The sequence below is a fragment of the Streptomyces sp. NBC_00090 genome (assembly GCF_045160815.1).
Classification (GTDB): Bacteria; Actinomycetota; Actinomycetes; order Streptomycetales; family Streptomycetaceae; genus Streptomyces.
In genome coordinates this window covers 5,217,389-5,235,143 of sequence record NZ_CP108224.1, presented here as the reverse complement: position 1 = coordinate 5,235,143, position 17,755 = coordinate 5,217,389, and the positions used below count along the sequence as shown (strand labels likewise).

Sequence of the window (17,755 nt, the reverse complement as noted above, 5' to 3'; positions counted from 1 at the left end):
TCGCATCTCGTGGGGGATTCCTTGAGCTCAGCGCGTACCACCCGGCGCCGTCTGACCACCGCCGTCACCACCGTCCTCGCGGTCACCCTCGGCGCCGGCGTCCTGTCCGTGCCGGCGACGGCCGCGCCCGCCTCTCCCGCATCTCCCGCATCTCCCGCATCTCCCGCCACGACCGTCCCCGCGACGGCCGCCGTGCCGGGAGAGGCGGGCGTCACGGCCGACGGCACGGTGCAGTTCCCGATGAGTGGGGTGCTCTCCGGGGCGGGCAGGACCGGCTTCCTGACGCTGAACAGCCTGGCCTATCCGGCGAACCCGCGCTGGACCCGGTACGCGGACGGCACGTCGACCGCACTGCCCGAGGACACCCGCATGGGTGTCGCCGGCTCCGACGTCCTCATGTCGCCGGACGAGGGCCAGAGCAGTTGGCGTCCCCGCAAGTTCACCCTGCGGGACATGGCCACGGGCGCCGAGCCCGTCAAGGTCGACCTCACCGCGCTCGGCGGAGACCACCGGTTCGCGGGGCTCGTCGACTCCACGCTGCTGGCCTTGGGCACGAACCGGGACGGTGCGAGCGAGCTGCTGCTCCTCGACATGACGGGCGACCCCGAGTCGGCCCGCAAGGTGACGGGTCTGCCGGCGGAGGTACGGGACGGAGGCGTCTACGGCCGCGGCGCCGGGACCGCGCTCCTCGGCTACTACACCGGCCCGGACGAGGCTCAATCGAAACACCTGGTCACGGTGGACCTGACCACCGCGGCGGTGAGGGGTGCGAGCACGACCATCGGTGCCAGTGGGGGCTACCCCGGGGACAGCCTCGCCGTGTCGGACTCCTCCGTCGCCTGGCCGGAGTACGACGACGACGGCTCCACGGGGACGCTGGCGGTCGTCGACCGCGCCACCGGCGAGATCCGGCGCACCCCCCTGGGCCGTCGGGGCGAGTACGGGATCAGCATCGGCCTGGTGGGCGAGTGGGTCACGTATGCCAGCCCCAGCGACCTCTACGGCCGGGGGACGGCACCGCTCGGGCCCCTCCGGGCCCGGTCGTCGAAGACCGGCGAGACGATCGCGCTGCTCTCGTACATGTCCTCCGCCGCGCCCGGTCCCGACGGGACGCTCCTGGCGCGCGGCGGCACCGTCGAGAAGGGCGAGGGCCTCTACCGGATCGCCGCGGGCGAGGACGGCAGGCCGACCACCGAGCTGGTCGCCTCCACCGGTGAGCCGACGAAGCTCACGTACCTCGGCGACGAGATCCCCGACGTGCTCGACCTGGACCGCAGCGGCGGGCAGACCCCGCTGACCTGGAGGCTGTCCCGGCTCAACGCCGACGTGTACCTGAAGCTGACCCACCGCCGCACGGGCCGGACGTACATCCAGGAGTACAAGCCCGACGGCCCCCGCGGCGCCGCCGGAACAACCCTCGCCCTGAACTGGTGGGAGAACTACGGGTTCAAGACGATCACCGGCAAGGCCGCGCAGAACGGCGACTACGACTGGTCGCTGCGGGCCGTCCCGCAGAACGGCATCGGCCCGGAGGTCACCGCCTCGGGCAGCTTCAAGGTCGTCCGCGCGCCGAAGCCGCACGACCTCGACGACAACGGCGCTCCGGACCTGCTGGCCCGGGACGCGCAGGGCCTGCTGTGGCAGGTCGACACCCACACCGACACGTCCGCGTCGCGTCTCACGAGCCCCGTCTCCCGCAAGCGGGTCGGGCACGGCTGGAACATCTACGACCGGATCGAGTCCGTCGGCGACATCGGCGGCCGGAGCGACGCCGCCGACTTCGTCGCCCGCGACAGGAGCGGCGTGCTGTGGCTGTACTCGGGTGCCGGGACCGGCTCGGAGGCGACGTTCCCGGCCCGGACGCGGATCGGCGGCGGGTGGAACACGTACACCCGGTTCACCGGCGGCAGCGACCTCACCGGCGACGGCCGCCCCGACCTCGTCGCCACCGACAAGGCCGGCGACCTCTGGCTGTACAAGGCGAACGGCGGTACGGGCGCCCCCTTCGCCCCGCGCAGGAAGATCGGCCACGGCTGGGGCATCTACAACCACGTCTCCGCCACGGGCAACCTCGGCGGCAACGGTACGGGTGACCTCGTCGCCCGCGACACGGCCGGCGTCCTCTGGCTCTACCTCGGCAAGGGCGACGGCACCTTCGCGCCCCGGAGGAAGATCGGCGGCGGCTGGAACCAGTACAGCGAGATCGTCGGCATCGGCGACGGCAACAAGGACGGCCACCCCGACCTGTACGGGTACGGACCCGCCGACACCTCGTACTTCCACGCCGGAACGGGCGACTACAGCGCGCCGTTCGCGACCCGTACGCCCAGTGAGGCCCTGCTCGGAGGCGGCGTCACGTACGACAGCGTCTCCTGACACCGCGCCGCGCCCGTAGGGAAGTTCGACGCCTGCGTACAACCGCCTGCGCCGACCAAGAGTCTGACCGAACGGCGCCGGCGTGATCGCGCGCCGTTTCGATTCCCATGGGGGGAAGCCTTGAACTCCGCACGCATCACCCGTCGCCGTGTCTCCGCCGCGGTCACCACCGTCCTCGCCGTCACGCTCGGCGCGGGCGCCCTGGCCGTCCCGGCCACCGCCGCGCCCACTCCCGCACCAGCCGCCGCGGCGGCGGGGGTCACGGCGGACGCGCCCTTGACCTTCCCCCAGCGCGCGGGCCTCGCGGCGGCCGGGAAGACCGGCTTCCTGACGTCACCACCGTGGTGGGAGTCGGGGTACCGGTGGATCCGGTACGCGGACGGCTCGACGACCGCGTTCGACGCCACGACGGTCGACTCCACCGGGTCGGACGTGGTCGTGTCCGGAGACGGGGAGTATGAGATGAACCGTTCCAAGGTCGTGAAGCTCCACGACATGGCCACCGGCGGCGCGCCCGTCGCGATCGACCTCGGCGCGCTGAAGCTCACCTATGTGAAGGGCGTGTCCCGGGACTCGGTCCTGGCCAAGGCGACGCGCGAGGACCGCACCGAGGAGGTGCGGCTCGTCACCCGTACCGGAGCCGCCGTCACGCAGAAGACGATCACCGGCATCCCCACCGGGGCCCGGGGTGTGCTGTCCAGCGTCGCGCGCGACGGATCCGTCCTCGTCTCGTACTACGTGTGGGACGAGGGAAGCGGGGCGTCCAAGGAGCATCTCTCGCTGGTGGACCTCGCCACCGCCTCGGTGGTCACCACCCACGAGACCGACCCGGCGGCCTTCCTGAGCAACACATGGGGGTTCAGCGCGTTCTCCGACACCCACCTGGCCTGGTCGGAGTGGAAGGACGACAGCCGGCAGGGTGTCGTCGTCGCGGACCGTGCCACCGGGGCGGAGACGCGGGTGGACCTGGGCAGGACGGAGTCGCTCACAGGCGGCCTGCTGGGCTCGTGGGTGATGTACGCCGAGCCGTCGGCCCTCGAAGGGGACGGTCTGGGCGGCAGTGGGGGGCCGCTGATCCCGCTCATGGCGAAGTCCCCGACCTCGGACGGACCGCTCAAGCTCCTCGACTACACCCAGCGGATCGTGCCCGGCCCCGACGGCACCCTGCTCGCGAGGGGCGGCACCCTCGACAGGGGCGAGGGCATCTACCGGATCGCCCTCGGCGCGGACGGGAAGCCGGCCGCCGAGCTCGTCGCCTCCACCGGCGAGCCGACGAAGCTCACGTACCTCGGCGCACAGTTCCCGGGGACGCTCGACCTGGACACCGACCCGACGCTCAAGTGGCAGCTGTCCCGGAACAACGCCAACATCGACCTGAAGATCACCCATCGTCGGACCGGCAAGACCTTCACCACGACGTTCGGGCTCTACACCGAGTCCGCGGGCAGTCCGTACCTCTGCAGGGACAACGTCGTCTGCATCTCCTGGTCCACGATCGCGGACGAGTCCCAGATGGGTAAGGACGCCCACATCGGCGACTACGACTGGTCGTTCAAGGCGACCCCGCAGAACGGCGTCGGCCCGGCCGTGGAGGCCACCGGCTCCTTCCGCGCCGTCAAGACCTCCGCCCCGCACGACATCAAGGACAACGGCACCCCGGACCTGCTGGCCCGCGACGCCCAGGGCGTGCTGTGGCGGACCGACACCACGTACGACGCCACGAAGAAGAGCCTCGTCAGGAGCGGCGGGCGCATCCGGGTCGGGGGCGGCTGGCAGGCCTACGACCGGATCGAGGCCGTCGGCGACATCGCCGTCCGCGGCTCCGCCGACTTCGTCGCCCGGGACCGGGACGGCGTGCTCTGGATGTACAACGGAGCCGACACCGGCTACGACGTGACGTTCCCGCCCCGGACGCGGATCGGCGGCGGCTGGAACACGTACACCCGGTTCACCGGCGGCAGCGACCTGACCGGTGACGGCCGCGCCGACCTCGTCGCCACCGACAAGGCCGGGGTCCTGTGGCTCTACAAGAGCACCGGCAGCCTCACCGCTCCCTTCGCCGCGCGGAAGAAGATCGGCCACGGCTGGGGCGGCTACAACCAGATCACCGCCACGGGGAACATCGGCGGCGGCCCGGCAGGCGACCTCGTCGCCCGCGACGCCTCCGGCACCCTCTGGCTGTACCTCGGCACGGGGAACGGCACCTTCGCGCCCCGCACCAGGATCGGCGGCGGCTGGAACGCGTACACCGACACCGTCGGCATCGGCGACGGCAACAAGGACGGCCGCCCCGACCTGTACGCGTACGGGCCGGGTGGCGCCGCGTACTTCTACCCCGGTACGGGCAACTACAAGGCTCCCTTCGGGAGCCGGGTGTCCAGTGGGGCCCTGCTCGGCGACGGCGTCTCGTACAACGGCACCTACTGACACCGCACACCTGTACGGAAGTTCGACGTTTTTGCCGTACAACCCCCCGTGCCGATCAAGAGTCTGATCGAACGGCGCGCGCATGTTCGCGCGCCGTTTCGCATCTCACGGGGGGATACCTTGAGCTCAGCACGCACCACCCGGCACCGTCTCACCGCCGCCGTGACCGCCGCCCTCGCCGTCACCCTCGGCGCCGGCGCCCTGACCGTGCCCGCCGTCGCCGCCCCGGCGCCCGGCCCCGCGGCCGTCGCGAAGACGGCCGACGCGCCGATCTCCCTGCCCGCCGCCCGGCGCATCGTCAGCTCGGGCCCCTCCGGCTTCCTCACCACGGCGCCCGCGAGCAACGACCCGTTCGCCGACTCCATCTACCGCTGGACGAGCACCGTGGACGGCACCACCAAGGTCCTCCCGGCGTCCGGCACGTACTACGGCGGCTTCTCCGACATCGTCGTGGCCAAGGTCCCGACCCAGTCGTCCTACCGCCTGTACGACATGTCGTCGCCGGACCTCTCCTACGAGACCTACGAGCTGAGCGGCAGCCCCACGCTCATGGGAGCGGTCGGCTCGACGCTCCTCATGTCGACGTACAGCACCGCGACGCACACGGGCGAGCTCCGCCTCAAGACGCGGGGCATCAGCTCGGGGTCCGACCGCCTGGTGACCGGGCTGCCCGCCGACGCCCGCATCCGCAGGGCGGAGCCCGCCTCGGTCTCCACCGCGCTCGTCACCTACTCGACGCTCGACGCGAACTCCGTCCTCCACCACCACCTCGCCCTCGTGGACACCGTCACCGCCTCGGTCGTCGAGAAGCGCGAGGTGCCCGGCCTGGCCGGCTTCGGGGACTCGGCCGTCTCCGGCTCGCGCCTGGCCTGGGTCACGGCCGTCGACACGGTCGCCACCCTGGTGTACGCCGAGCGCGGCGGCGAGGGCGCCGGCCCGACCGGCACACCGATCCCCCTGGGCAACAGCACCAACGCCCAGGTCGCGTTCCTCGGCGACTGGCTCACCTACTCGGCTCCGGGCGCCCCCACGGCCACCGCTCCGAACCCCCACCACGCGCTGACCGCGTACAACGTCACCACCGGCGCCAAGGTCAAGCTCCTCGACCACGCCACCTCCTCGGTGAACGAGGCCGACGGATCGCTGCTCGTGCGCGGCGGCAGCCTCGCGCAGGGCGAGGGCGTCTACCGGATCTCGATCGGGGAGGACGGCGCACCGATCGTCGCCCTCGTCGCGAGCACGGGCGAGCCGACCGCTCTCACGATGGTCTCCAGCAAGGTCCCGGCCGTCGTCGACCTCGACAAGAACGGCGGCAGGGCGACCCTGGAGTGGACGCTGTCCCGCGCCCTCGCCTCGGGCACGGTGAAGCTCCGCCACGTCCGTACGGGCGGGACCGCGGCGGACCACTCCTTCGACTCCTCCCTGAACTGGACCTCCGGCACCGGGGTCGTCGCCCTCAACTGGCAGGGCCTCCTGGGCGGTGAGCACGCTCCGAACGGCGACTACACCTGGGAGCTCAACGCCACCCCGAAGAACGGCATCGGCCCGGCCGTGAAGCAGACCGGCACCTTCAAGGTGGTCCGGAAGCCCAACGGGCACGACTACAACGACAACGGTTCGCCCGACCTGCTCGCCCTGACCTCCACGGGCACGCTGTGGCGGGACGACCTCGTCCGCTCGGAGTCCACCGGCGCCGGGATCTACGTGTACCAGCGGAAGCAGGCCGGTTCGGGCTGGCAGATCTACAACCAGATCGAGGCCGCCGGAAACCACACGGGCAACGCGGCGGGAGACGTCGTCGCCCGGGACACGGCCGGTGTCCTGTGGAGCTACCTCGGCAGGGGCGACGGCACGTTCGCCCCGCGGACGAGGATCGGCGCGGGCTGGAACACGTACAACAAGATCGCCGCCGGTTCCGACCTCACCGGCGACGGCCGCCCCGACCTCGTCGCCACCGACACCACCGGCGTCCTCTGGCTCTACAAGGCCACCGGCAACTGGCAGACCCCCTACGCCGCCCGTACGAGGATCGGTGGCGGCTGGGGCGTCTACAACCAGATCACCGCCGTCGGCGACATCGCGGGCGGCGGCGCCGGAGACCTCGTCGCCCGCGACACGGCCGGTGTCCTCTGGCTCTACCTCGGCAACGGCGACGGCACCTTCGCCGCCCGGACGAGGATCGGCGGCGGCTGGGGCGCGTACACGCACCTCGTGGGCGCCGGGGACATCGACAAGGACGGCCGGGCCGACATCGTCGCGTACGGCCCGGGCGGCACGTACGTGTACGGGGGGACGGGCGTCCCGGCGGCCCCGCTGGGCGCGCGGCAGGCCACCTGGGTCTACACGGGCGAAGGCAGCTCGTTCAAAAACGTCATCTGACCGCTCGTTCAAGAACGTCATCTGACCGTCGTCTCCGTGCCGGCAGTGGCACGCACGACATCTGCATCTGTATCCGCATCTGCGTCTGAGTCATCCGCAGGGCGCGGCGGACCCCGCCGCGCCCGCTTCCTGGGGAGAAGTACCGCGTGAACCACAGCCACCACCACAACCACATACGCGGCGGTCGCCTCGCCGCGGCCGTCACCGCCGTCCTCGCCGTCACCGCCGTGGCGGGGACGCTGGTCGCGGCCCCGGCCGTCGCCGCACCCGTCACCACGACGACCACGACAGGTGCAGCGACCACGACGGGGACGGCCGGGGCCACCGTCTCCTTCCCGGTCGGCGCCGAGATCATCAGCACCGGCGCGACCGGCTTCCTCAGCGGCACACCCGACGGCGCGGGCGGCTCCACCCTCACCTGGACGAAGTTCACCGACGGGAGCACCACGCCCGTCGCGGGGACCTACGGCTTCAACACGTACTCGGACACCGTGGCGACCAGCGAGGGCAGCTCCTCGGTCGCCCTGTACGACATGACCACGGGCGGCTACTCGTCGACCTACCACCTGTCTCAGCTCGGCAACGGCGCCGCGTTCGTCGGCGCCGTCGGCTCGACGGTCTTCGCGACCCTGCCCGACGGCAACGGCTTCCTGCACCTCTACCGGGTCGTCAAGCTGAGCAACGGCACCCTGAACAAGCAGCAGATCTCCTACGGCAACCAGAACACCGGCTACAAGATCGTCGGCGCCTCGGGGAGCAAGGTCTTCATCCTGATCTCCGCCACGAACGGGGCGTACACCGAGTACTCGCGCACGACGTACGACCTGGCCTCGGGCGGCCTCTACGCCTACACGAGCGGCGCGGGCGCGTGGGACGCCACCACGACCGGCGCCATCTCCACGAAGTACCTGGCGTGGAGAGAGCACCAGGGCACGTCGACCGAGATCGTGGTCGAGAACCGCACGAACCACGACGGCCCGATCCCCATCCCCCTGGGCAACGCCCCCAAGGTCGTCGTCGCCGGCATCATCGGCGACTGGGTGCTGTACGGGCAGCCGGGCGGCGCCACGGCGACCGCCCCGAACCCGCTGTACGCGCTGACCGCCCGCAACATCCTCACGGGCGCCACCACCAAGCTCCTGGACCACCTGTCCAGCGCGGCCCACGCCCCCGACGGCACCCTCCTCGTCCGCGGCGGCGACGCCGCCCAGGGCGAGGGCCTGTACCGGATCGCGGACCTGGGCGGCGGCGCCCCGAGCGTCTCGATGGTCGCGGGTACGGGTCAGCCGACCTCCGTCCAGGTGCTCGGCAGCAACGTCCCCGGCGTCGTGGACCTGGAGAGGAACGGCACCCAGGTGCCGATGGAGTGGACCCTGTCCCGCTCCAACGTCACCCTGGACGTCACGCTGAAGCACAACGCGACGGGCAAGACGTTCACGCAGCGCCTGACGCAGCCCGCCTCCCCCGCCCGGTTCACCTGGCAGGGCCTCCTGGACGGCATCAGCGCCCCCAACGGCGACTACACGTGGTCGGTCCTCGCCAAGCCGCTCAACGGCATCGGCTACGCCGGGTCCGCCGGCGGCACCTTCAAGGTGACCCGCAAGGTGAACGCGCACGACCTCAACGACAACGGCTCGGCCGACCTGCTCGCCCGCGACGCCTCGGGCACGCTCTGGCGGGACGACGCCTTCGACTGGCCGCCCGGCGGCATCGTGGCGCCCGCACGGCGTACAAAGATCGGTACGGGCTGGCAGATCTACAACCAGATCGAGGCCGCCGGAAACCACACGGGCAACGCGGCGGTCGACCTCGTCGCCCGGGACACCACCGGGGTCCTGTGGAGCTACCTCGGCAAGGGCGACGGCACCTTCGCCGCCCGTACGAGGATCGGCAGCGGCTGGAACACGTACAACAAGATCGCCGCGGGCTCCGACCTCACCGGCGACGGCCGCCCCGACCTCGTCGCCACCGACACCACCGGCGTCCTCTGGCTCTACAAGGCCACCGGCAACTGGCAGACCCCCTACGCCGCCCGCACCCGCATCGGCGGCGGCTGGGGCGTCTACAACCAGATCACCGCCGTCGGCGACATCGCCGGAGGCGCCGCGGGAGACCTCGTCGCCCGCGACACCGCCGGCGTCCTCTGGCTCTACCTCGGCAACGGCAACGGCACCTTCGCCGCCCGGACGAGGATCGGCGGCGGCTGGGGCTCCTTCTCCCAGCTCGTCGGCGCGGGCGACCTGAACAACGACGGCCGCGCGGACCTGCTCGCGTACGGGGCCGCCGGCACCACCGCGTACCTCGCCACGGGCACCGCGGCCACGCCCTTCACCCGCGCGGCCAGCGCCCTCTACGCGGGCGAGGGAACGAAGTTCAACTCGGTTTCCTGACACCGGCGTACAACCATTCGAACTCCTCGTGAGTCAGGTACGGGCGTGGCGGATTCCGCCCCGCCCGTACCTCTTGAGGAGGACCACAGCTTTGGCACGCGCACGCATCTCCCGACGGCACCTCGCGGCCGCCGTCACCGTCGCCCTCGCCGTCACCGTGGGCACCCTGGCCGCTCCGGCCGTGGCGGCCGGTGACGTGGCGGCCGGCACGACCCCGAGCTCGACCGCGACAGCGACAGCGACAGCGACCGAACAGGACGCCACGACGGCGACCACCGCCCCGGCGGCCCTGGCGGCGACGGGGGCGGCCGTGACGGTCGCCGCGCAGTCGGCGGAGGACGTCCTCCCGTTCCCGGACGGGGCGGCCGTCGTCGGCGCGGGCCGGACGGGCTTCCTCACCAGCCGTCTCGTCGACGGCAAGACGGCGCACGCGTGGACGCGATACGCGGACGGCTCCACCACGGCCATGCCCGCCGGCACCGCGGGGTGGGGCAACGGACGGACCGACGTCGTCACGAAGACCGACGGGTCCGTCCACACCCTCTACGACATGGCGACGGACGCCGAGCCCGTGGTGATCGACCTCGGTCTCCTCGGCGAGGGCTACCGCTCGGGGCGGGGCATCGGGCCGTCCACCCTCGTCGCCACGAAGGCCACCGCGGCCGGAGGCAGCGAGGTCCACGTCATCAGCAAGGTGAACGGCACCCTCGTCGACCACAAGGTGACCGGCCTGCCCGAGAACGCCCCGATCAAGCGTCTCGTCCTGGACCACCCGGGCACCCTCGTCGTCCGGTACAGCGACGCCGGGGACACATCGCTCGGCACACACATCGCCGTCGTCGACGTCGAGAAGCACGCGGTCGTCGACGCGTACGAGACACCGCGGACCGGAAACTACGACGGCGACGTCGCCCTGTCCGCGACCCACATCGCCTGGATCGAGCGGCCCACCTCCACCACGACGGACGCTGTCGTGGTCCGGCGCGACACCGGCGAGACGAAGCGCGTCCCGTTGGGCCAGGCCGACGTCCTGAACATCGAGCTGGCCGGTGACTGGCTGCTGTACGGGCAGAACGGCGGGCTCGCCGCCACCCAGCCGAAGCCCCTGTACGCCCTGACCGCCCGGTCCCTGACGTCCGGTGAGACGGTCAGGCTCCTGGACCACTTCATGAGCGCCGCCCCGGGCCCCGACAGCACGCAGCTCGTACGCGGCGGAACCGTGGCCGACGGCGAGGGCCTGTACCGGATCGCCCTCGGGCCGGACGGCAGGCCGGGCACCGAGCTGGTGGCGAGCACGGGCGGGACGACCGTCCTCGGGGTCAAGGACCACGACCACACCCCCATCCCCACCGTCGTCGACTTCGCACGCGGCCAGGACGCGACGCTGGGGTGGGAGTTCGACAAGGCCACGGACGCACACGTCGTCCTGACCCACACCGCGTCCGGGAAGCGCTGGACCTCCGAGCGCATCTACCTGGACCGCCCCCACCTCGGCGCCACGACCTGGACCGGAATGTTCGACGACCATTCCTCCGCGTACAACGGCACCTACACCTGGAAGCTGACCGCGAAGCCCCTCAACGGCATCGGGCCGTCGGTGGAACGGACCGGCACCCTCAAGGTCACGAGCAGGCCCGCCCCGCACGACTTCTCCGACAGCGGCGTCCCGGACCTGCTCGTCAAGGACAGCGCGGGCCGTCTGATCAACTACGACGCCCGCCAGGCCCTGTACGAGGCCGTGGTGGGCCACCGGAGGACGCCCGTCGTCATGGGCACGGGCTGGCAGGTCTACGACCGCGTCGCGGCCCCCGGGAACCTGGACGCCTCCCCGTACGCCGACGTGATCGGCCGGGACCGGACGGGCGCCCTGTGGCTCCACTCGGGCACCGGTCACACGCTCGCCCCCCGGAAGAAGATCGGCGGCGGCTGGCAGATCTACAACCAGCTGACGGGCGGCAGCGACCTGACCCGGGACGGCCGAGCGGACCTGGTCGCCACGGACAAGGCCGGTGACCTGTACCTGTACAAGGGCACCGGCAACGGCGCCGCCCCCTTCGCCCCGCGCAAGAAGATCGGCTACGGCTGGGGCATCTACAACACGATCGCCGCCGTCGGTGACATCGGCGGCAACACCACCGGAGACCTCGTCGCCCGCGACAAGGCCGGCGTCCTCTGGCTCCACCTCGGCAACGGCGACGGCACCTTCGCCAAGCGGACCCGCATCGGCGGCGGCTGGGACCGGTACAGCGACATCGTCGGCGTCGGCGACATCGACAGGGACGGCGACCCGGACCTCGTCGTGCAGGGAGTCGCGGGCGGCAGCTTCGAGACCCTCTCCTACTACGAGGGAACCGGCGACTGGGACACGCCCTTCGGCCCCCGGCGCGAGGTCTACAGCCCGGAGGACCTCGGAACGGGTTACTTCACCCTGTTCTGACGGGCGTCAGCGGGACGGTCGCCCAGACCGTCTTGCCGACGCACCTGTCCTTCACACCCCACGTGGTGGCGAGGGCGGCGACGAGCAACAGCCCGTAGCCGCCCTCGTCGGGCTTCTCGGCCGGTAAGGGGCGCCGCTCGCCGCGCGCGTCGGAGATTTCGATCCGTACGTGGTCGTCGCCCCGCTCCATCCGCATCCGCACCTCGAAGTCCCGCCCGGGCACGCGCCCGTGCAGGACAGCGTTGTTGGAGAGCTCGGCGACGACCAGTTCGGCGGCCTCGGCGGCTGAGCCGGTGACGCCCCAGTCGTGGAGCTGCTGCACGGCGAGTAGCCGGGCGAGCCGCGCGCCCCGGCGCGTGGCCGAGAGCCGGAGCGTGAACTCACCGGTTGGAGTGGTGGTTTCGGACTTCATGCCCCTGAGCGTGGCGGGTGCGCCCTACGCTGAACAGCAGCGACGCGACGACGCTGAGTCACTGTACGGGTGCGCCAAGAGGGCGGTACGGATGTCGGGGAACGAGCAGGAGCGGCCGGAACGGCCCTCCGAGGTGGACGGTACGGCGCACCTGTTCCGTGCGCTCGGGAAGATCATCAAGGTGCTGCGGAAGAACGCGGGCCTGAGCCAGGCGGAACTGGCGGACGCCACCCATTGCAGCGAGGACCTCGTCTCCTCGGTCGAGCGAGGAGTACGGACACCCCAACCGGACTTCCTGATCCGGGCGGACCCGGTGGTGGGGGCGGGGGGTGTGCTGATCGCGGCGGTGGATGACGTAAGGGAGGCGCTGGCCAAGGCGCGGGTTCGGCATCCGGATTGGTTCCAGGACTTCGCGAAGGCCGAGGCGGCGGCGGTAGCGCTGCACTACTACGAGGTGCAGGCGGTACCGGGGCTGTTGCAGACATCCCCCTACGCGGAGGCCGTGTTCCGCTACCGCCGCCCGCTGTACGACGAGGAGACGATCGAGAAGCGGTTGGCCGACCGGCTGGCTCGCCAGGTCATCTTCGACAAGTGGCCGGGCCCGACGATGAGCTTCGTCGTCGAGGAAGCGGTGCTCCGCCGCCCGCTGGGCGGCCGGGTGGCTTTCCGGGAGCAGTTGCGGCGCCTCGCCGAAGTCGCCCGGTTCAGAACCGTCCACCTTCAGATCATGCCGACCGAGCGTGAGGAACACCCGGGCATGGAGGGCGCATTCACGCTGCTCACGCCCAAGGGGCGGCGGGAGGTTGCGTACACCGAGAGCTACGGGCACGCCCGGCTGATCACCGACCCAGAAGAGGTCCGCATGTATACCGAGCGCTATGGGATCATCCGGGCGCAGGCACTCACGCCCCGCGAGTCCCTGGAGTTGATCGAGAAGATGCTGGGAGAGCTATGAGCACCGCAGATCTGGCCTGGTTCAAGAGCAGCTACAGCGGCGGCGAAGGCGGCAACTGCGTCGAGGTGGCCGCGCACCCCACCGCCGTCCACATCCGCGACTCCAAGAACCCCGACGGCCCGCAGCTCGCCGTCGCCCCGACGGCATGGGCCGCGTTCGTGGACGTAGCATCGAGCGCGTGACCAGCAAGAACTTCGTACTCTTCGACGTCGACGGCACCCTCATGGACGCCGTCGCCAACCAGCGGCGCGTCTGGCACGAGTGGGCCGCGCGCCACGGGCTCGACGGGGACGAGGTGTACGCCGTCGCCCTGCGGACGCGGCCCGTCGAGACCTTCGCGGCCGTCGTCCCGACCCGCGACCCGGACGAGTGCCTCGCCCTCCTGCACGCGCTGGAGGACGAGGACGTCCGTACGGGTACGTACGCGGCCTTCGAGGGCGCCGTCGAGCTGCTGACCGCCCTGCCCGCCGACCGGTGGGCGCTGGTCACGTCGAACTACGAGCACCGGGTCCGGGGCCGGTTCGGGCGGACCGGGCTTCCGATGCCCGCGCTCGTCGTCGACGCGGCCTCGGTGGCGGAGGGGAAGCCTTCGCCCGTCCCGTACCTGACCGCCGCCGAGAAGCTCGGCGCGGACCCGGCGGAGTGTCTGGTGATCGAGGACGCGCCGTCGGGGGTCCGTTCGGGCCTGGCGGCCGGGATGACCGTCTGGACGGTCAACACCCCGGCCGCACACCCCGACGCGCACCGCCACTTCCCGACCCTGGCGGAGGCGGCGCCGCACATCCTGGCGGCGCTGGGCTAGGGCGTGTGTCGAAAGTAGCGCCGTCTGCCCGAAGGGCAGGCCCGGTGGTGTCCGGTGCGTGCGATCGCAAGGCGGAGGGTCGCCCCGATACTGGATGTATCGGGGTGATCCCGACAACGCGGCGAGCGTGCGTGCCGGGCGCCGCCGGGCAGGCGGGACTTTCGACACACGCCCTAGGACCGGTCAGAGGATGGCGTCGTAGATGCCCCAGCCCCAGCCGATCTGCCTGCGGGTCGGCGACGGGACGAGGTTGCCGTTGCGGGTGAGGCCTTCGTAGAACCAGAGACGGCCTTCCTTGTCGCGGGCGAGGTAGTCGCCGTAGCGGGAACCTGCGAGGTTCCGGGCGTAGGTGATGCGGTCGTAGGCGTTCCAGCCACCGCCCAGACGCACCCTCGGCAGGAAGCCCGACACCTGCCAGGAGGGCGTGTGCGACCAGAGCACTCCGGCCGTGTCGCGGGTCACGACGCCGTATCCGGGGCTCTGGCCCTGGCCCACGATGGCGCTGTACACGTTCCAGCCGTCGGTCACGAGCCGGGGCGGCTGGAGGGGGACGGACGGGGAGCCGTCCCACGTCTGCGGGTAGTACCAGACGACCCCCTCCCGGTCGCGGGCCATGAGGCCCCCGCCCCGGGTCGTGATCGCCGTGTACGTGTTCCAGCCGCCACCGACCCGCACGCGCGGCTTGAAGGGGGCGTCCGGGTTTCCGGAGCCCTGGTAGTGCCAGAGGACCCCGTCCTTGTCCCGGGCGACGAGGCTGCCCTCGCCCGCCGCCGTCCGCTCTCCGAGGGGAGCGATCGACGTGTAGATGTTCCAGCCGCCGCCGATGCGCTCGCGCGCCTTGAGCGGCTTCTCGTGGAGGCCGGTGCTCTCGTACTGCCAGAGCACGCCCGCCTTGTCACGGGCGAGGACCGTCGTCCGCAGGTTGGCCGCCGGGGTGTTCCGGGCGAACTGGAAGACCACGGGCCCGCTCGCGAGGTCGGGGGCCCCGCCCGCGCCCACTTCGAGGGTGCCGTTGACGTCCCCGTGCCGGCGGGCGCCGATGCCCGACTCGATACGGATGTCGTAGGTGAGGGTGGTCGCGGCCTCGGTGACGGGCATCGTGGCCACGTACGGGCCCTGGTTGACCCCTTCGACCGGCTGCAGCCAGGGGCAGGGCTGGTAGGCACCGCCGTTGACCGAGCAGGTCGCCTTGATGTCGTCCTGGAAGTCCCACGCGTCACCCGCGAACTCATAGGTGATCGGCAGGAGAAGCCGCGCCTTCACGGGGCCGCTCGCGTCCGCCGGGAGAGTGACGGTGACCCGGGTGGTCACCACCTCCTCGCCCGAGGGCACGACCAGCGGGCCGCCCTCCTGGACGACGGTTCCGGTCGTACTCGTACTCGTCGCCCCGGCGGCCGGGGGTACGGCAGCGGTCGCCGTGCCTCCCAGTACCGCAGGGGTCACGCCGACGGCCAGAACCGTCGCGATCGCCAGAGCCGCACGCGCATGTGCCACGAATCCCCCCAGGAATTCTTCCGATTTTGTTCGGTAGTTCGCGTCTTTGACCTTCGGTGGGGGCGAATGGTTGTGCGGAAGGGAAGGTCTCCGAGGTGCGGAGGGTGGCCGTGTCGAGCGAGTGCGGGTGGGACCGCCGGTTGGCGGGGATTCAGGCCCCGCTGGTGGGCTTGACACTGGGGCGAGGCGAGGCATTCCTACAGATCGATCACCGGACAGGGGTGAAATGCCCGCCATGCGGCGGAGGGCGCCACACTCGGAAAGAGGGCGGCCCCACCAGAAGCCCACCGGAGACGTCCACCTCCGGGACCCGTTCCTGGGCCCGGCCTCCACGCCACGGATCAGGCGCCCTGGTGCGTGGCGGTGGCGGCGATGTCGCGTGCCGCCGCCGCGACGGCCCGGTAGTCCTTGCGCAGGATCTTGGAGTGGTTGCTCGCGACCTTCGCGCTGAGCCGGACGTGCGGGTTGCGGGCGACCACCGGGGCGAGGTTGCCTCGGATCTTCTCCATCAGCTCCGCGTCGCCGCCCAGGTTCCCGCCGGTGGCGAGCACGTACCGGGTGGGGACGGTCAGGCTGTCGAAGACCGGGTCCAGGGCGGCGGGTGCGCAGAGTTCGTTGACCTCGATGTTGATCTCGGCGTGCTGCTCGGCGCTCATGCGCGCCGCCATGCCGAGCCGGCGGGCGACCGGGAAGAGCGGGCTCAGACGGCGGAACAGCTTGCGGACCTGCGTCTTGGTGGCCTCGTCGAGCCACGAGTGCGGCAGGGCGCCGTCCACGGACACCACCCCCAGGACGCGGTCGGGGTTCCGGGCGGCCCAGTGCACGGCGAGCATCGCTCCGTACGACCAGCCCACCAGGATCGGGCGCTCCACGCCCCGGGCGGTGAGGACGGCGTCGAGGTCGCGCAGGCACGCTTCGAAGGAGTAGTCGGCGGAGAGCCCCGACTTGCCGCGGGCGCGCTCGTCGTAGGTGATGTGCCGGTGGTCGACGCCCAGTTCGGTGATGACCCGCCGCCAGTGCGACCGGTCGGCGTAGGAGCCGTTGAGGTAGACCACGGGGCGGCCGGGGCCGCCGGTGTCGGTCACGGCGAGGGTGGTGTCGTCGACCGAGACCGTGCCGGTCCAGGCGGCGGGCTGCTGGGTGCGGGCGGCGGTGGCGGTGGTGGCGGTCATGGCGTTTCTTCTTTCGGAGTGGGAGGGAGTGGGGAACTGCCGGTGGTGTTTCAGAGGCTGCGGGCGGTGATGTCGCCGTGGGCGGTGGTGGCGCGGATGTTCAGGCCGGCGTCGGCGCCCTGGCTGTTCCGGAGGGTGTTGTGGATGCGGCCGTGGGTGGTTCCGGCGTCGAGGGTGGCGGAGACTCCGCGGGCCGCGCCGATCTCCAGGTCACCCGACTCGGTGCGCAGCACGACCGCGCCGCCCAGCGCCTCGGTGATCCGGATGTCACCCTTCATGGTGCTGATCTCCGCCGGGCCGCCCAGTCGGCTGACGGTGATGTCACCGGCCTGGAGGGTGAGGCGGGCGGCGGCGGCCTCGTCGAGCTTGACCGTGCCCTGCGCGCTCTCGAAGGTGACGTCACCGAGCCGCCCGACGCCGTGGAGTTCGGCGGCGGCCGTCTTCGCCTCGACGCGGGAGCCGGCGGGCAGCTGGACCGTGACCTCGACCGCCCCGGAGTTGCCGAGGATCCGGTTCTTGGCCTCCGCGGCGCCGATCCGCAGGACGCCGTCGGCGTACTCGACCGCGATCTGCTCCGCCGCCTTCACGTCGCGGCCCTTCGAGGCGTCCGCAGGCAGGACCTCGACCGTGGCGTCGGCCCGCTCGGCGGCGATGAACCGGACCAGGCCCGCCGGGACGTCGAGGATGACGGCGATCGGGGCGGTGGTGGCGAACTTCTGCATGACGATCTCCTTGGGTTCTTGCGCTCTCGAGCTCTTGCGCTCGTCGTTTCTGACAAGAGAAACGCTACGTTGCGTTCAAGGATCGAGCAACGGCCTCGTTGCGTGAAATCACCATTCACACAGGTCAATGCCTCGATTTCATTGCAACCATCGTGGCGTCTAACGCAACGTTCGACACGCTTGCGTTGC

12 protein-coding genes are annotated in these 17,755 nt (G+C 71.5%); 8 read left to right on the top strand and 4 right to left on the bottom strand.

Annotated elements, in window-relative coordinates:
* Positions 1 to 21: 21 nt before the first annotated feature.
* The 5 genes from OG361_RS23420 (at position 22) to OG361_RS23400 (ending at position 12,009) form a co-directional block, all read left to right on the top strand.
* Positions 22 to 2,376 carry an FG-GAP repeat domain-containing protein gene (locus tag OG361_RS23420; protein ID WP_405856494.1) on the top strand — a complete coding sequence of 785 codons (2,355 nt, stop codon included), beginning with the start codon at positions 22 to 24 and terminating at the stop codon, positions 2,374 to 2,376.
* A 120-nt stretch (positions 2,377 to 2,496) separates the two neighbouring features.
* Positions 2,497 to 4,803, top strand: coding sequence for an FG-GAP repeat domain-containing protein (locus OG361_RS23415; RefSeq protein WP_405856492.1), 2,307 nt, complete (start codon positions 2,497 to 2,499; stop codon positions 4,801 to 4,803).
* A gap of 120 nt (positions 4,804 to 4,923) precedes the next feature.
* Complete coding sequence (locus OG361_RS23410; protein WP_405856490.1) at positions 4,924 to 7,182, top strand: FG-GAP repeat domain-containing protein; 2,259 nt, start codon at positions 4,924 to 4,926, stop codon at positions 7,180 to 7,182.
* A 146-nt stretch (positions 7,183 to 7,328) separates the two neighbouring features.
* Positions 7,329 to 9,572, top strand: coding sequence for an FG-GAP repeat domain-containing protein (locus OG361_RS23405; RefSeq protein ID WP_405856488.1), 2,244 nt, complete (start codon positions 7,329 to 7,331; stop codon positions 9,570 to 9,572).
* A 91-nt stretch (positions 9,573 to 9,663) separates the two neighbouring features.
* Positions 9,664 to 12,009, top strand: a complete 2,346-nt coding sequence (locus OG361_RS23400; protein ID WP_405856486.1) for an FG-GAP repeat domain-containing protein — start codon at positions 9,664 to 9,666, stop codon at positions 12,007 to 12,009.
* Here the strand turns inward: OG361_RS23400 and OG361_RS23395 are convergent.
* Positions 11,996 to 12,421 (bottom strand): ATP-binding protein, encoded by a 426-nt coding sequence (locus tag OG361_RS23395; protein ID WP_405856484.1) that lies wholly within the window; start codon positions 12,419 to 12,421, stop codon positions 11,996 to 11,998. The genes OG361_RS23400 and OG361_RS23395 overlap by 14 nt on opposite strands.
* Before the next feature lie 91 nt (positions 12,422 to 12,512).
* Between OG361_RS23395 and OG361_RS23390 the strand changes: the two genes are divergently transcribed.
* The 3 genes from OG361_RS23390 to OG361_RS23380 are packed head-to-tail and all read left to right on the top strand — an operon-like array spanning position 12,513 to position 14,178.
* Complete coding sequence (locus OG361_RS23390; protein ID WP_405856482.1) at positions 12,513 to 13,376, top strand: helix-turn-helix domain-containing protein; 864 nt, start codon at positions 12,513 to 12,515, stop codon at positions 13,374 to 13,376.
* A complete protein-coding gene (locus tag OG361_RS23385) occupies positions 13,373 to 13,558 on the top strand; it encodes a DUF397 domain-containing protein (protein ID WP_405856480.1) in 186 nt (61 codons plus the stop codon). Before OG361_RS23390 ends, OG361_RS23385 begins: the two co-directional genes overlap by 4 nt.
* A complete protein-coding gene (locus OG361_RS23380; RefSeq protein WP_405856478.1) occupies positions 13,522 to 14,178 on the top strand; it encodes an HAD family hydrolase in 657 nt (218 codons plus the stop codon). Before OG361_RS23385 ends, OG361_RS23380 begins: the two co-directional genes overlap by 37 nt.
* Before the next feature lie 183 nt (positions 14,179 to 14,361).
* Here OG361_RS23380 and OG361_RS23375 read toward each other — a convergent pair whose 3' ends face one another.
* From OG361_RS23375 to OG361_RS23365, 3 genes are all read right to left on the bottom strand, one after another.
* Positions 14,362 to 15,672 (bottom strand): hypothetical protein, encoded by a 1,311-nt coding sequence (locus tag OG361_RS23375; protein ID WP_405856476.1) that lies wholly within the window; start codon positions 15,670 to 15,672, stop codon positions 14,362 to 14,364.
* Positions 15,673 to 16,013: 341 nt separating this feature from the next.
* Complete coding sequence (locus tag OG361_RS23370; protein ID WP_405856474.1) at positions 16,014 to 16,844, bottom strand: alpha/beta fold hydrolase; 831 nt, start codon at positions 16,842 to 16,844, stop codon at positions 16,014 to 16,016.
* Positions 16,845 to 16,894: 50 nt separating this feature from the next.
* A complete protein-coding gene (locus OG361_RS23365; protein ID WP_405856472.1) occupies positions 16,895 to 17,566 on the bottom strand; it encodes a DUF4097 family beta strand repeat-containing protein in 672 nt (223 codons plus the stop codon).
* Positions 17,567 to 17,755 lie beyond the last annotated feature (189 nt).

What these genes read in the sequence shown, in the direction of transcription:
- OG361_RS23395 (WP_405856484.1), bottom strand. Translation starts at nt 12,421, where the DNA reads ATGAAGTCCGAAACCACCACTCCAACCGGTGAGTTCACGCTCCGGCTC.
- OG361_RS23390 (WP_405856482.1), top strand. Translation starts at nt 12,513, where the DNA reads ATGTCGGGGAACGAGCAGGAGCGGCCGGAACGGCCCTCCGAGGTGGAC.
- OG361_RS23385 (WP_405856480.1), top strand. Translation starts at nt 13,373, where the DNA reads ATGAGCACCGCAGATCTGGCCTGGTTCAAGAGCAGCTACAGCGGCGGC.
- OG361_RS23380 (WP_405856478.1), top strand. Translation starts at nt 13,522, where the DNA reads ATGGGCCGCGTTCGTGGACGTAGCATCGAGCGCGTGACCAGCAAGAAC.
- OG361_RS23370 (WP_405856474.1), bottom strand. Translation starts at nt 16,844, where the DNA reads ATGACCGCCACCACCGCCACCGCCGCCCGCACCCAGCAGCCCGCCGCC.
- OG361_RS23365 (WP_405856472.1), bottom strand. Translation starts at nt 17,566, where the DNA reads ATGCAGAAGTTCGCCACCACCGCCCCGATCGCCGTCATCCTCGACGTC.